Source organism: Nocardia sp. IFM 10818 (assembly GCF_054655275.1).
In genome coordinates this window covers 7328090-7341654 of record NZ_BAAHJH010000001.1, presented here as the reverse complement: position 1 = coordinate 7341654, position 13565 = coordinate 7328090, and the positions used below count along the sequence as shown (strand labels likewise).

At 69.8% G+C, this 13565-nt stretch carries 12 protein-coding genes and 1 pseudogene; 8 read left to right on the top strand and 5 right to left on the bottom strand.

All coding sequences use genetic code 11. From position 1 onward, the window contains the following. Window positions 1–93: 93 nt before the first annotated feature. Window positions 94–666: a Uma2 family endonuclease gene (locus ACYQ5L_RS34205; RefSeq protein WP_459962335.1), complete on the bottom strand. Its 573-nt coding sequence runs from the start codon at window positions 664–666 to the stop codon at window positions 94–96. A 159-nt stretch (window positions 667–825) separates the two neighbouring features. Here ACYQ5L_RS34205 and ACYQ5L_RS34200 point away from each other — a divergent pair, with 159 nt between their 5' ends. The 3 genes from ACYQ5L_RS34200 to pth all read left to right on the top strand — a co-directional run bounded on the left by ACYQ5L_RS34200 (window position 826) and on the right by pth (window position 2936). After that, complete coding sequence (locus ACYQ5L_RS34200; protein WP_459962334.1) at window positions 826–1488, top strand: lysophospholipid acyltransferase family protein; 663 nt, start codon at window positions 826–828, stop codon at window positions 1486–1488. Window positions 1489–1715: 227 nt separating this feature from the next. Further along, a complete protein-coding gene (locus tag ACYQ5L_RS34195; RefSeq protein WP_459962333.1) occupies window positions 1716–2315 on the top strand; it encodes a 50S ribosomal protein L25/general stress protein Ctc in 600 nt (199 codons plus the stop codon). A 39-nt stretch (window positions 2316–2354) separates the two neighbouring features. Next, window positions 2355–2936 carry an aminoacyl-tRNA hydrolase gene (gene pth / locus ACYQ5L_RS34190; protein WP_459962332.1) on the top strand — a complete coding sequence of 194 codons (582 nt, stop codon included), beginning with the start codon at window positions 2355–2357 and terminating at the stop codon, window positions 2934–2936. Window positions 2937–2986: 50 nt separating this feature from the next. On the opposite strand, the gene ACYQ5L_RS34185 is transcribed toward pth, so the two are convergent. After that, window positions 2987–4633 carry a fatty acyl-AMP ligase gene (locus ACYQ5L_RS34185; protein WP_459962331.1) on the bottom strand — a complete coding sequence of 549 codons (1647 nt, stop codon included), beginning with the start codon at window positions 4631–4633 and terminating at the stop codon, window positions 2987–2989. Between the two features lie 105 nt (window positions 4634–4738). Further along, entirely contained in the window at window positions 4739–5911 is a 1173-nt protein-coding gene (locus tag ACYQ5L_RS34180; RefSeq protein WP_459962329.1) for an aminotransferase class V-fold PLP-dependent enzyme, read from the bottom strand. Window positions 5912–6034: 123 nt separating this feature from the next. Between ACYQ5L_RS34180 and egtA the strand changes: the two genes are divergently transcribed. The 5 genes and pseudogenes from egtA to ACYQ5L_RS34155 all read left to right on the top strand — a co-directional run bounded on the left by egtA (window position 6035) and on the right by ACYQ5L_RS34155 (window position 12063). Then, a complete protein-coding gene (egtA, locus tag ACYQ5L_RS34175; RefSeq protein ID WP_459962327.1) occupies window positions 6035–7363 on the top strand; it encodes an ergothioneine biosynthesis glutamate--cysteine ligase EgtA in 1329 nt (442 codons plus the stop codon). A gap of 94 nt (window positions 7364–7457) precedes the next feature. Further along, the gene (gene egtB, locus ACYQ5L_RS34170) at window positions 7458–8801 is read left to right on the top strand and encodes an ergothioneine biosynthesis protein EgtB (protein ID WP_459962326.1); all 1344 of its coding nucleotides are present in this window, start codon (window positions 7458–7460) and stop codon (window positions 8799–8801) included. Further along, window positions 8801–8953: pseudogene (locus ACYQ5L_RS34165) on the top strand (ergothioneine biosynthesis protein EgtC); the annotation flags it as partial. The gene egtB and the pseudogene ACYQ5L_RS34165, both read left to right, overlap by 1 nt. Before the next feature lie 1670 nt (window positions 8954–10623). Next, window positions 10624–11595, top strand: coding sequence for an L-histidine N(alpha)-methyltransferase (gene egtD / locus ACYQ5L_RS34160; protein WP_459962325.1), 972 nt, complete (start codon window positions 10624–10626; stop codon window positions 11593–11595). Window positions 11596–11685: 90 nt separating this feature from the next. Next, the gene (locus ACYQ5L_RS34155; protein WP_459962324.1) at window positions 11686–12063 is read left to right on the top strand and encodes a hypothetical protein; all 378 of its coding nucleotides are present in this window, start codon (window positions 11686–11688) and stop codon (window positions 12061–12063) included. A gap of 17 nt (window positions 12064–12080) precedes the next feature. Here ACYQ5L_RS34155 and ACYQ5L_RS34150 read toward each other — a convergent pair whose 3' ends face one another. Further along, window positions 12081–12719 (bottom strand): DUF2461 domain-containing protein, encoded by a 639-nt coding sequence (locus ACYQ5L_RS34150; protein WP_459962323.1) that lies wholly within the window; start codon window positions 12717–12719, stop codon window positions 12081–12083. Between the two features lie 2 nt (window positions 12720–12721). Next, window positions 12722–13534 (bottom strand): hypothetical protein, encoded by an 813-nt coding sequence (locus ACYQ5L_RS34145; protein ID WP_459962322.1) that lies wholly within the window; start codon window positions 13532–13534, stop codon window positions 12722–12724. Between the last annotated feature and the right edge of the window lie 31 nt (window positions 13535–13565).

The following is a 13565-nucleotide window of genomic DNA, read 5'->3' as shown; positions in this document are numbered from 1 at the left end:
ACGAGGCAACCGGTCCAGGCTACGCGACACGCGGCATCGCCCAACCAGCCGGTCCGCTGGCCCCGAGCGTGATCGGCCAGGCTTCGCGCAGGTTCAGCGCGCGAGCGCGCTCAGGTCGATCTCGATCGAGAATGGCACGGTCAGCACGAGTCGGCCGCGATGGATTCCGGTGGGGACATAGGAACGAGTCGTGTCATCGAGTTCGTAGGAGTGAACGGCCGGAATGCCGCCTTCATCCTCGATGCGCCAGTAATGCCGAATGCCCGCGCGTGCGTACTTGAACGGCTTGGTTTCGCGATCGCGCTCCTGCGACTCATCCGAGACGACCTCGACCACCAGAGCGACTTGCTCCGGAAGGAAGCAGGTCCGATTCGGGTCGTACGGAACCACCGCGGCGACCACGTCGGGTTCCGGCCGGCTGCTTTTGCTGAGCTTCACCGTCATCTGCGCCTCCACGGTGTGACCGTCCGGCGCCTGGTCCTCCACAGCCGCGGCCAGCCGTCGGACCACGCGGTCGTGCCACGACCGCTGGGGAGACATCATGAAGATCAGCGCTCCGTCGATCAACTCGGTGTGGCGGGGCAGGTCGGGGATCCGGTCGAGGTCGTCCGCTTCCCATCCGGTCGGCCTCGGCGGATACATCCACGCCGGTAGTGTCGCGGTCATCGATTTCCGTCCTCGCTTGCTGCGGTGATCGTCCCGGCTACCAGCCTAAACGAGGCGAACGGCACCCGGCACGGTGCTGTGTGCTGCTGCAGCGTGGGTCGACGGCAGTGCCGGGCTCGGGTAGCAATGTCCGTACGTTCTTCTCCGGGGAGGGTTTTCGTGTCGTACTGGTTCTTGAAGTACGTGCTGGTCGGTCCGATATTGCGGCTGCTCGGGCGGCCGAGAATCGAAGGACTCCAGCATGTTCCCAAGGACGGCCCGGTGATCATCGCGGCCAATCACCTGGCCGTGGTCGACTCCCTCTACCTGTGCCTGGTGCTGCCGCGCCGCCTCACCTTCATCGCCAAGCAGGAGTACTTCACCGAGGGCGGCGTGCGCGGCCGCATCAATCGCTGGGTCATGAACGCCACCGGGCAGGTCCCGGTCGACCGCTCCGGCGGCAGCGCCGGATCCGATTCACTGGCGGCGGCGATCCGAATCCTGGAGAACGGCGGCATGTGGGGCATCCACCCCGAGGGCACCCGCTCCCCGGACGGCCGGATCTATCGCGGCCGCACCGGCGTCATCCGGGTCGCCATGCACACCGGCGCGCCGGTGGTCCCGGTGGTGCTGTCCGGCACCGATCGCGTCAATCCCCGTAACCGCCGCTTTCTGCGCCCGGCCAAGGTGCGGATCTCCTTCGGCCGCCCCCGCTACTTCCGGCCCGCCGATCAGCAGGCCGTCCGCCGCGCCACCGATGACCTGATGGCCGATATCGTGCGCCGTTCCGGCCGCCCGTACGTGGACTGCTACGCGGCCACCTTCAAGACCGGCGCGCATTAGTGCACGGGGGGTCCGATTTCAAGGGGGAATCGGGTGCGTGTTAAGGTTCTCGGGTTGTCTCGGCGAGGGTGCGACACCCAGTTGTCCACCGTGATCGACGCGGCTCGGCTTCGGGCCGTCCCATGTTCGGTTCTCGCCTGACGAGAAGACCAACACAGCCAGGGCGGCACCAGTACCCCTGGCACACCCGCTGATACAGCCCGGACGAGCCCCAGGAGTAGACAGTCATGTCCGACGCCAACCTTCTCGACGCCACCGTACGCACCGAGTTCGGTAAGGGTGCCGCGCGTCGGACCCGCCGCGACGGCAACGTGCCCGCCGTGCTCTACGGCCACAACGAAGAGCCGCAGCACCTGGCCGTCGACGCCAAGGCCTTCGCCGCCATCCTGCGCGCGCACGGCACCAACGCCATCCTGAACCTGGACATCAACGGCAAGAAGCAGCTGGCCATGACCAAGTCGGTCGTCGTCCACCCGCTGCGCCGCTACATCGAGCACGCCGACCTGCTGATCATCCGCCGCGGCGAGCGCGTCACCGCCGATGTGCACATCACCCTGGTCGGCGAGGCCGGCTCCGGCACCCTGGTCACCCAGGAGGCCACCACCCTGTCCGTCGAGGCCGACGCGCTGAAGCTGCCCGAGGCCATCGAGGTCTCCATCGAGGGCGCCGAGCCGGGCACCCAGATCACCGCCGGCGCCATCGAGCTGCCGAAGGGCGTCACCCTGGCCGGTGACGCGGAGGCGCTGATCGTCAACATCATCGCCGCCCCGGCCGCCGCCGCCGAGGAAGAGGCCGAGGGCGAGGCCGCCGCGGAAGCCGCCGAGTAATTCGGCCTCCCGCAACGACTTTCAGCAGAAGTCACCGCGATGACCGGGACCGATGCCGGGCCCGCGCTGGTGGTCGGACTGGGGAATCCCGGAACCGAATACGAGCGCACCCGGCACAATGTCGGGTTCATGGTCGCCGATGTGCTCGCGGAGCGCGTCGGCGGCCGCTTCACCGTGCACAAGAAGTCGGGCGCCGATCTCCTGGAGGCGCGCCTGGACGGGCGCAAGGTGCTCATCGCCAAGCCGCGCAGCTATATGAACCTGTCCGGGCGACCGGTTGCCGCGCTGGCGAAGTTCTTCTCCGTGCCCGCGAGCGACATCATCGCCGTGCACGACGAATTGGATCTGCCCTTCGGCACCATCCGGCTCAAGCAGGGCGGCGGCGAGGGTGGGCACAATGGCCTGCGCTCCATGTCGCAGGCGCTGACCACCAAGGACTACCTGCGGGTCCGGTTCGGCATCGGGCGTCCGCCGGGCCGGCAGGATCCCGCCGACTATGTGCTGAAGCCGTTCGCCGCGCCGGAGCGCAAGGAACTGCCGGTCATCGTCGAGCAGGCCGCGGACGCGGTCGAGTTGTTGCTGCGCGTGGGCTTGGAACCCGCGCAGAATCAACTGCACTGAGCTGTTCCGACTTCGCCCCCGCCGCATTCGCGGCGGGGGCGAAGTCGTATTCAGGACAGGTGCGCGGCGGTCGCGGATCGCCGCAGCTTGCCGGAGGAGGTCTTCGGGAGCGCGCCCGGGCCGAGCACGGTCACGCTGCGCGGGCGCACGCCGACTTCCGAGAAGACCGCGTGCACGACATCGTGCTCGATGCGTTTCACCTCGTCGAGATTCTGGTGGTCGTTGCTTTCCACGACCACCGCGAAACTCTCGCGTTTCTGCCCGGCGTCCAGGCGGACGGCGACCGCGTTTCCGGGCCGGACTCCCTTGACGCGCAAGGCCGCTCGTTCGATATCGGTGGGGAAGATATTGCGTCCGCCCATGATGATGACGTCCTTGATGCGGCCGCACACCACCACCAAGCCGTCCTCGGTGAAATAGCCGATATCACCGGTGTCCAGCCAGCCCTCGGAATCCACCGCGCTGCGGAAGCCGTCCACCGTCACATAGCCGGAAGTGACCGCCGGGCCGCGTAATTCGATCACGCCGACCGAGCGCACCGGCAGCGGATTGCGGTCGGCGTCGACAATGCGGCCCTCCAGATTGTCGACCAGATAGCCGAGCGTCGGCAGCCGCCGCACCGTGCCGTGGTGGTGTGCGGGATCGCGCACCCGCACCGCCTTGCCGATGGCTTCGAGCAGGTCCGCGTCGACGTAATCCAGCACCTGCCCGAGTCCGGGATCGGGAACCGAGACGGCCAAGGTGGTTTCGGCCATGCCGTAGACCGGCGTCAGGGCCATCGGGTTCAGCCCGAAGCGCTGTCCGGCGGCGGCCATGGCCTCCATGGTGTCGGCGTCCACCGGTTCCGCGCCGTTCCACATGTAGCGCACGCTGCTCAGATCGACGGCGCCGTCATCGGCATTGCGCAGTTTGCGCGCCAGTAGCGAATACGCGAAATTCGGTGCGGCCGTGACGGTGCCGCGATATTTCGAGATGAGCTCGGCCCACAGTATCGGCCGCATGAGGAAGTCCAGCGGCGTCACGCACACCACCTCCGCGCCGAATTGCATGGGCACGGTGAGGAATCCGACCATCCCCATATCGTGGAACAGCGGCAGCCAGCTGATCATCACATCGTCGTCGAGCTGATATTTCACCCGATCGAACATGGCGTAGGCATTGACGTAGAAATTCCCGTGCGTGATCCGCACCGCCTTGGGCGACCCGGTCGAGCCGGATGTCAACTGCAGCAGGGCGATATCGTCCTCGCCGGTCTCCAGCGGATCGGTGTCCGCGCCCGCGCGCATGGAATCGATGGTGATGACCGTGATGCCGCGCTCGATCAGCAAGGGCTCGGCCGCCTCGAACGGTGCGCCCAGGATCACGGCTCGCGCCTCGATCATGTGCAGCACGGTCTCGGTGTCGCGCGCCCACATCATCAGGTCCGTGCGCGGTGTGGGCTGATGCAGCATGGTGATGGAGGCCCCGCGCATCCACACGGCCTGGCAGGCCGGGGCGATGTCGACCGGCATTCCGGCCAGTACGCCCACCGCGTCCCCGTGCCCGATGCCGGCCGCCGCCAGCCCGCCCGCCATGCGGCGCGCGATCCGGTGAATCTCGCCCCAGGTCTGCCGTTTCGGCGCGTCCGGTTCGCCGGTCACCAGCCCGCGCACGGATGTGCGCGCGGTCGCATACATTTCGTCGGTGAAGCGGCTCACGGTCGACTCCTCACACGCTGCCCTGCACCTCAACTATCCCGCCACCGCGCGTGTCCGGTAGCCCTTTCCGGCGGACCGGCCGCCCCGTATCCGCGCGTGCCGGCGTCAGCGGAGTCCGGCGACGGCGGTGATGAAGCGGTCCAGATCGTCGAAGTCCACGAAGCAGTGCGGGGAGGCGCGCACGACCGAGTCCAGCTCGCGGGCCGTCATATCCAGCAGGGTGGAGGAGCGGTGGCTGACCGTCACGGTGATGGCCTGGGCGGCCAGGCGGTCGCGCACCTCGATGCCGGACACGCCGTCCACGGTGAAGGAGACGATGCCCGCGTGCTGGGTGCCGCGATCGCGCACGGTCACGCCGGGGATCTCCGGCAGGGCCTTGCGCAGGTATTCGGCGCGCTCGGCAATGGCCGCGTAGACCTGCGCCGGGCCGAGGTCGAGCAGGTAGCGCACGGCCGCGCCGAGGCCGAGGCGGCCGGCGACATCGCATTCCCAGAATTCGAAGCGGGAGGCGTCGGGGGCGAGGGCGTAGTCCTGCGGACCGGTCCACTGCGCGCTGTGCAGGTCGAGACGGCCGGGTTCGAGGGTGACGGCGAGTTCGGGTCGGACGTAAAGGAAACCGGTGCCGCGCGGGCCGCGTAGCCACTTGCGGCCGGTGGCCGACAGCGCGTCCACCCCGAGTTCGGCGACGTCCAGGGGCAGTTGTCCGGTGGACTGGCAGGCGTCGAGCAGGGTCAGCGCACCCGCGCGGCGGGCGATGCGGGCCGCCTCGGCGACCGGGTTGACCAGGCCGCCATTGGTCGGAACATGCAGTAGCGACACGATCTTCACGCGGTCGTCGAGCATGGCTTCGAGCGCGTCCAGATCGAGCTGGCCGCTGCCGTCGCTGGGAATGGCCTCGACGGTCGCGCCGGTCCGGCGGGCGCGCTGCAGGGCGGCGATGGCATTGCTGGCGTAGTCCGCGCCGGAGATGAGAATGCGGTCGCCGGGGCCCAATGGCACCGAATAGAAGAAATCGGACCACGAGCGGCTGGCGCTGTCGCTGAGCGCGATGCCCGCGGCATCGGCATTGATGAGTTCGCCGATGGCGGTCTTGACCGCGTCCAGATCGTCGAGCCGCTCGTTCGCCGCGCGGTAGCCGCCGATCTCCGCCTCCCGGCGCAGATGCGCGACGGCGGTGTCGACCACGATCCGCGGCGGCAGCGACGAGCCCGCGCTGTCGAGAAATACCTGGTTCGCGCAGCCGGGGGTATCGGCGCGCAGACCTGCGATGTTCAGCATGGAATCGACCATACGTGTTGGTGTGTTCTTCATTTCGTCAGATTTCGTGTCGGTGGGTATGGCTACGCTGGTTTGGTCGGCGTCGTGCCAGCGGCCGCCGATTTCCAGGAGAGGGAGGTTGGCATGGCTGTCACGGCGTCCCCCACCGAGTTGCCGCGAGTTGCCGCACCCGATGCGCATCGCGCCGGTGAGCGCAATGGCCACGTCGCGAAGGCCCCGACCGGTGAGTTCTCGTCCCGCGCCGCGGCCGAGGCTTATGTCGGAAAAGTCTGTTTCAAGCAGGGCCCACCGCAACTGATCGGCGCCGAACTCGAGTGGCTCACCGCGCAAGGAGAGCGTTCGGTGTCCGCCCCGCGCCCCGACCTGACCGAGTTGGCGAGCGCACTGGGGCCCCACGCACCACGGTCGATATCCCCCGATTCCCCGGCGGTCGCCCTGCCGGGAGGCAGCCGGGTCACCATCGAACCCGGCGGGCAGATCGAATTGTCCTCTGCCCCGTTCGGCGCGGCCGCCGAACTCTGCGAGAATCTGCGCACCGACGCGATTCGCCTGCGGGAACTCCTCGAATCCCGCGCCATCCGAACCTTTTCCGCCGCCGCTGATGATTCGCGGCCGGCCCAGCGCCTGCTCCAGCTACCGCGCTACTCCGCCATGGAACGATCCTTCGCCGGGATCGGCCCGTTCGGCACGCTCATGATGTGCAATACCGCCGCCACCCAGGTGAGCGTGGATGCCGGCGCAGACGCCGCGGAGATCACGGCCCGCTGGACCGCCCTGTACGCCATCGGTCCCGCGCTGCTGGCGGCCTTCGCCTGTTCCCCGGGGCTGCACGGCGCCCCGCCCGGCGCGTGGGCCTCCCAGCGCATGCGCACCTGGCTGCGGCTCGATCACCTGCGGACCCGGCCGCCCGTGCACGACTGGTCCGATCCCATTACCGGGTACGCCCGGTGGGCGCTGGAGGTACCGCTGCTGTGCGTGCGCGGCGACGGTGCGGATTGGACGGCTCCGCCCGGCGCGACCTTCGCCGATTGGCTGTGCGGTGCGCTCGACGACGAGATTCCCCGCCGACCCGATCACACCGATCTCGACTATCACCTGACCACGGTCTTCCCGCCGGTGCGCGCCGCCGGGCACCTGGAAGTCCGCTATCTCGACGCCCAGCCGGGTGAGGCGTGGACCGTTCCGGTGCACGCCGTGTCCGCTCTCATGTCCACGCCCGCCGTGGTCGCCGAGGCCACTGCGCTGGCGGCGGAGACCTCCGGGCGCTGGTCGGAGGCCGCCTGTCGCGGGCTGGCCGATCCGGAGATCCGCGCGGCCGCGGTCGAGCTGCTCGAACTGGCCGCCGCGCATGCCGGAACACCCGGCGCCGCAGCGGAATTGGCGGCCGCCGCGGAGCGATGTCGCCGCGGCAGCGCGCCACCGGACGACGGTGAGCCCGGGGGTCTGGGATGAGCTCCCGGCGCCCGCTGGGCACCTCCCGTCGCGGGACGGGTGCCCTCGGGCGTGCCGCGCTGCCCGTTCACTTTCTCGAATTCGGAGTTCTGTCATGACTGTTCAGCATTTACAGGGGGTCGATCGCGCCGAGACGGAGCGGCTGCGGGCGCGGATCGGGGAGACGCTCGAGCGGGCGCGGCGGCGCACCGCCGGGCTCACCGAATGCCTCGACGAGGCCGAGCTGGTGGCGCAGCATTCGCGCATCATGAGCCCGCTGGTGTGGGATCTGGCGCATATCGGGAACCAGGAGGAGCTGTGGCTGGTTCGCGATGTGGGCGGGCGGGAACCGGTGCGGGAGGACATCGACCACCTCTACGACGCGTTCAAGCACGCGCGGGCGGATCGGCCCGCGCTGCCGCTGCTGAATCCGGTGCAGGCCCGCGAGTATGTGGGCACGGTGCGGGAGAAGGTGTGGGATGTGCTGGAGCGCAGCCCGCTTCGCGGTGACGAGCTGGTGTCGGGCGGCTTCGCCTTCGGCATGATCGCCCAGCACGAACAGCAGCACGACGAGACCATGCTGGCCACGCACCAGCTGCGCACGGGGGAGGCGGTGCTGGCCGCGCCGCCCCCGCCCGCTCCGGCCGCGCCCGTGCACGGTGAAGTCGTCATTCCCGCGGGCGAATTCGTCATGGGCACCGATACCGATCCGTGGGCCCTCGACAATGAGCGGCCCGCGCATCCGGTGCACGTGCCCGGCTTCGCCATCGACGCCGCGCCCATCACCAACGAGCAGTACCTGGCCTTCATGGCCGACGGCGGCTACGACCGCCCGGAGCTGTGGTCGGACCGGGGCTGGGCGCACCGCGTCGAAGCCGGGCTGGTGTCGCCGCAATTCTGGGAGCAGGACGGCGGCGGTCGTTGGTGGCGGCGGGTTTTCGGCACCATGCAGCCGCTGCGCCCGCGGCAGCCGGTGGTGCACGTCTGCTGGTTCGAGGCCGAGGCGTACGCCGCCTGGGCGGGTAAACGCCTGCCCACCGAGGCCGAATGGGAGAAGGCGGCCCGCTTCGACCCCGCCACCGGCCGCTCCCGCCGCTATCCCTGGGGCGACGCCGACCCCGACGCCCACACCGCGAATCTCGGCCAGCGCCACCTGGAACCGGCCGACGCGGGCGCCTACCCGGCGGGCGCCTCCCCGCACGGCGTCCACCAGCTGATCGGCGACGTCTGGGAATGGACCGCCTCCGGATTCGAGCCCTACCCGGGCTTCCGCGCCTTCCCCTACCGGGAGTACTCGGAAGTCTTCTTCGGCGGCGACTACCGCGTCCTGCGCGGCGGCTCCTTCGGCGCCGACCAGGTCGCCGCCCGCGGCACCTTCCGCAACTGGGACCACCCCATCCGCCGCCAGATCTTCTCCGGCTTCCGCCTGGCCCGCGACCTGCGATCGGACGAACTCTGATGTGCCGCCACCTCGGCTACCTGGGCCCACCCGCCTCCGTCGGCGAACTCCTCACCCGCGGCCCGCACTCCCTGCGCACCCAATCCTGGGCCCCCGAGGACATGCGCGGCGGCGGCACCATCAACGCCGACGGCTTCGGCGTCGCCTGGTGGACCCCGGCCGCCCCGCCGGACCACGGCCCCGGCGTCACCTGGCACGGCGGCATGCGCCCCGCCCCGGCCGACGCCCAGCCACCCGGCGAGGAACCGGCCGGGACGAGTGGCGGCCGGTGGCGGGACCCGACCGGCGCCGCCGGTCGCGAGGAAGCCGCGACTGTCGCCGGGGCGCAGCCGGACAGCGCTGCGGGCGCGCCCCCGCTCGCCCCGATGTCGGCCAGCCGCTACCGCAATGCCGAGCCGATCTGGACCGACCCGGCGGTGGATGAGGTGTTGCCGCAACTGCGTTCGACGGCGGTGCTGGCCGCTATCCGATCCGCGACGGTCGGCATGCCGGTGGAGCGCGCCGCGTGCGCACCGTTCACCCACGGCCGCTGGGCCTTCAGCCACAACGGTGCGATTCCGGATTGGCGGCATGCTCTCACCGCCGTTGCCGTGCAGTTCGATTCGCCGTCGCTGCTCGAGGCGGAGTCGCTGACCGATTCGGCGGCACTCTGGGTGATCCTGCGCGGCCTGCTCGAAGGCTCGGACGACGCCGGTGTCGGTCGCACCGAGACCGGCGTCGGTGACGAGCCGCCCCCGCATGGAAAGCACTCTGCGCCGGGCACATCCGAGCCCGGGCGGGAGGGCGCGCAGTCCACCGGCGAGGGCGATGCTCCGCCGGGTGCCTCCGGATTCAGCGCGACGGTCTCGTTCGGCTCCGCCGTGAGCGTCAGCACCACCTCGGGCGCGCAACCCCAGGTCACCTCGTGGAGCTGGACCACCGGCGAGGAAGTCGGCGCCACCGGCGAGGAGGACACGACCCGCACCGGACGCGCCGCCGGCGAGGCGCGAATCCACGGCCAGTCCTTGGTTTTCGGGCCGGGCGGCGCCACGGCGTGGAGTTGGACGGTGGGCGATCCGGAGAAGGGCGCCACGGGCTGGGGAGCCGCCCCGGGCGCCGCCGGCTCGGCCGGCAGCGGTGCGGGCGCACCGCGCGGGCCGGGAGCGAGCGGTGCGCCGGAGCGGGACCGGCGGTCGCGCGCGCCTGGGCAGGCAAGTGGTGCGGCATCCGGCTCGGCCGGGTTCGGCGATGCGAATGACCCACAGCAACAGGAGAGGCCGGTCGGTGCTGGTGCCGGACAGGCATTCACATCGGCGGCTGGGGACGCTGATGCCGGTGCTCGGGCGACCGGCGCAACCGAATCCGGCAGTGGGACAGGCGCGTCGACGCGTGCGGAGACCGCCGGACGTGACACCGGGGCGGGATCGACCAATGTGCGCGGCGCGGATCCTTCACGGCGGCAGGGCGGTCCGGTTCGGCCCAGCGCAGCCGCCGCCTCGGGATTCGCGCCCGGTTACACCGGTCGCGAGGCTGCAGGTGAGCGGGAGGGCGGGGTGCCGGGGATGGCGCCGGATGCCGCGCTGCGGGCCGTGGTCCGGGCGGTGTTGGAGCAGTCGCCGCGGGCTCGGCTGAATTTGTTGCTGGGGGACGGGGAGACGTTGTGGGCTACGACCGTGCATCACTCGTTGTCGGTGTTGGTGACCGAGGAGTTCGCGGTGGTGGCCTCGGAACCGTATGACGGGGATCCGCGGTGGCGGGCTATTGGGGACCGGCAGCTGGTGGGGGTGCGGCCGGGGTGGGTGTCGGTGGAACCGCTGGATATCGAGACTGGGAAGGCTTCTTCATGAATTCGGCTGAGCTGGAAGTTCATTTGACCGACGAGGATTTGACGGCGGCGCTACGGGAGGATGTGCGGACCGGGTTGACCGCCGCGCCCAAGTGGCTGCCGCCGAAGTGGTTCTACGATGCGCGGGGGAGCGAGCTGTTCGAGGCGATCACCGAACTGCCGGAGTACTACCCGACGCGGACCGAGCGGGCCCTGCTGGAGCGGGTGGCGGGGGAGATCGCACAGGTGGCGCAGGCCGAGGTGCTGGTGGAGCTGGGCGCCGGATCCGCCGCCAAGACCCGGCTGCTGCTGGAAGCGCTGACCTCCGGCGGGCCATTGAAAACCTATGTGCCGCAGGATGTGTCGGTGGCGGCCCTGAGCGCGGCGGCCGATCAGGTGGCGGCGGAGTTTCCGCGGCTGGGCGTGCACGGCGTGGTCAGCGACTTCACCGCCACCCTCGACAATCTGCCCCGGGGCGGGCGGCGGATGATCGCCTTCCTGGGCGGCACCATCGGCAATCTCGTTCCGGCGGAACGGGCCGCCTTCCTGGCCGGGATCCACGAGGTGCTGGAACCGGGCGAGCAGCTGCTGCTCGGCGCGGGCCTGGTCATCGACCCGGCGGTCCTGGTGCCCGCCTACGACGACGCGGCCGGCGTGACCGCGGAATTCAACCGCAATGTGCTGCACGTGCTCAACAAGCGCCTGGCCGCGGACTTCGAACCGGAGAAGTTCGAGCACGTCGCGATCTGGGACGCCGAGCAGGAGTGGATCGAAATGCGGTTGCGGGCAACCGAATCCATGCGGGTCGCCATCGCGGAACTGGATCTGACGGTCGACTTCGCCGCGGGTGAGCAACTGCGCACCGAGATCTCGGCGAAGTTCCGGCGCGAGGGCTTCGAGAAGGAGCTGGCCGCAGCGGGTTTCGCGACCGAGCGGGTGTGGGCCGATCCGGACGAGCGGTTCGCCCTGTTCCTGGCCGAACGCCGATAGCGTAACGCTCGAATCCGGCAATGGCGGCGGGGCCCGCGTCTACGATCGAGGGCAGTGAAGCCGTGGGAGATTTTAGGCCTCTGCCTCGGAGTGGCCGCATTCTGTATCGCCCTGCCGCCGTTGCTCGGCTGGCGCCGCGCCCGCCTGTGGGCGGCGGGCGGCCTGCTCCTGCTCGTGGGCGCGGTCGCCCTGCTGTTCCTGCCGCTCCCGCACCCCGTCGGCGATGTGGACTGCGGCACGGTGCTGCACCCGCGCCACGAATGGACGGGTCCGCCAATCTGTTTCGATCCGTTCAGCTGTAGCGATCCCGATTTCCGCAAGCAGTGCGAGCGCAACCGCGCCGACCGCCTGCGGATCATCGCGCTGATCACCCTCGCCGCGACCGGCATCATCGCGCTCAGCGTCCTCGCCATTCGCCGCGAGGACGCCACCGGCCGCCGCGAGGAGCGCACCGGCGCGGACGACTGAATCCCGTCCCGCTCAGGCTATTTCTGCGCCGTGACCGCGCCCAGCCATTCCACCAGCGGCCGCAGCTCCTCCCAGGAATTGCGGATCTCCGCGGCCGCCTTGGGCTTGGTCAACCAGGCGGGAGCGCCGAATTCGTATCCGGCGGTGAGGGATTGGTGCCGCAGCAGCTCGATGCGCGGATGATCGACGGTGTACCCCTTGGGTTTGGTCTTGAGCTTGTCGCCGCCGATCGTGAATCCGGCCGAGACCAGTTGCGCCAGTATCGCTTCCAGCTCCGCCCCGCGCACCTCGTCGTCGATGGCCGTGCGCAGCGCCGCGAGCTGTGCGGGCGAGGCGGTGTACATGCCGCCGCCCACGAACAGCCCGGCGGCGGCGATCTGCACATACCAGCCGGTGTACTGGGCGGTGTGCACGACCGCGCCCTGATGAGTCTTGTACGGCGACTTGTCCTTCGAGAACCGCACGTCCCGGTAGGGCCGGAAGATCTTGGCGGCGCCGAAATCGGCTTCCAGGTCCGCGACCAGCGCCTGTATGGGGTCGCGCACCGACTCCTCCCAGACCTTCTTGTTGGCGGACCAGAAGGCCTTGGAGTTGTCGGCTTCGAGATCTTCGTAGAAATCGAGTCCCGCGAGCGGGAATCCGGTGAAACGGGGCATAGCTAATAATCACCCGGCGTGAAGCCGTTGGTACCCAGGAGCACGAAGGCGAAGATCAGACCCAGCACCAGGCAGACGCCGCCGGCGATGGCGGCCCATTTCCCGAGCGGTTCGCCCTTGCTGTTGCCGACCAGGCCCAGCACGATGGCGGCGATGCCGAAGCCGGGCGGGCAGAAGATGAGCGCGATTCCCGCACACACGAATCCGATGATGGAGAAGATCTGCGGTCCGGTCCGCGGCGGAGCGCCGTAGGGCTGCGCCGGATACGCCTGGTACTGCTGGCCGTACGGCTGCTGACCGTACTGCTGTTGACCATAGGGCTGTTGACCGTAGGGCTGCTGATCGTAGGGCTGCGGCTCATACGGTTGCTGACCGTAAGGCTGCTGGCCATAGGGTTGCTGCTGCCCATACGGCTGCTGTCCGTACGGCTGCTGCCCGTAGGGCTGTTGCCCCGGCGGCGGGTACGGCGGATATCCGGTCTGTTCCTGCCCGCCGGATGCCTGCTGGGCGTTCGGGTCCCAGTACGAGGCGGGCGGCGGCGTGGGCGGCGGATAGCCGGCCTGTGATTCCTGCCCCCGCGGTTGGTAGTGCTCCGGTGGCGGATAGTCCCCTGGTGCGTGATGAGCGTTCGGATCCCACGGCTTGCCCGGCGGCGGCACGGCCTCGTCGGGTGCGGGCGCGCTCGCCTCGCTGCCGGACGCACCGGTCTCGACCGGATCGTGCGCGACTCCGGGTTCCCCGGTCGCGGGCGTATCGGCCTTCTTCTTCAGCGGATCGTCCGACCCGGATTGCGGTTCGTTCGGCGGGGTGCTCATGACGCCCTCCTCAATATCGGTCACCGGATTT

What these genes read in the sequence shown, in the direction of transcription:
- ACYQ5L_RS34205 (WP_459962335.1), bottom strand. Translation starts at nt 666, where the DNA reads ATGACCGCGACACTACCGGCGTGGATGTATCCGCCGAGGCCGACCGGA.
- ACYQ5L_RS34195 (WP_459962333.1), top strand. Translation starts at nt 1,716, where the DNA reads ATGTCCGACGCCAACCTTCTCGACGCCACCGTACGCACCGAGTTCGGT.
- pth (WP_459962332.1), top strand. Translation starts at nt 2,355, where the DNA reads ATGACCGGGACCGATGCCGGGCCCGCGCTGGTGGTCGGACTGGGGAAT.
- ACYQ5L_RS34180 (WP_459962329.1), bottom strand. Translation starts at nt 5,911, where the DNA reads ATGCTGAACATCGCAGGTCTGCGCGCCGATACCCCCGGCTGCGCGAAC.
- egtA (WP_459962327.1), top strand. Translation starts at nt 6,035, where the DNA reads ATGGCTGTCACGGCGTCCCCCACCGAGTTGCCGCGAGTTGCCGCACCC.
- egtB (WP_459962326.1), top strand. Translation starts at nt 7,458, where the DNA reads ATGACTGTTCAGCATTTACAGGGGGTCGATCGCGCCGAGACGGAGCGG.
- egtD (WP_459962325.1), top strand. Translation starts at nt 10,624, where the DNA reads ATGAATTCGGCTGAGCTGGAAGTTCATTTGACCGACGAGGATTTGACG.
- ACYQ5L_RS34150 (WP_459962323.1), bottom strand. Translation starts at nt 12,719, where the DNA reads ATGCCCCGTTTCACCGGATTCCCGCTCGCGGGACTCGATTTCTACGAA.
- ACYQ5L_RS34145 (WP_459962322.1), bottom strand. Translation starts at nt 13,534, where the DNA reads ATGAGCACCCCGCCGAACGAACCGCAATCCGGGTCGGACGATCCGCTG.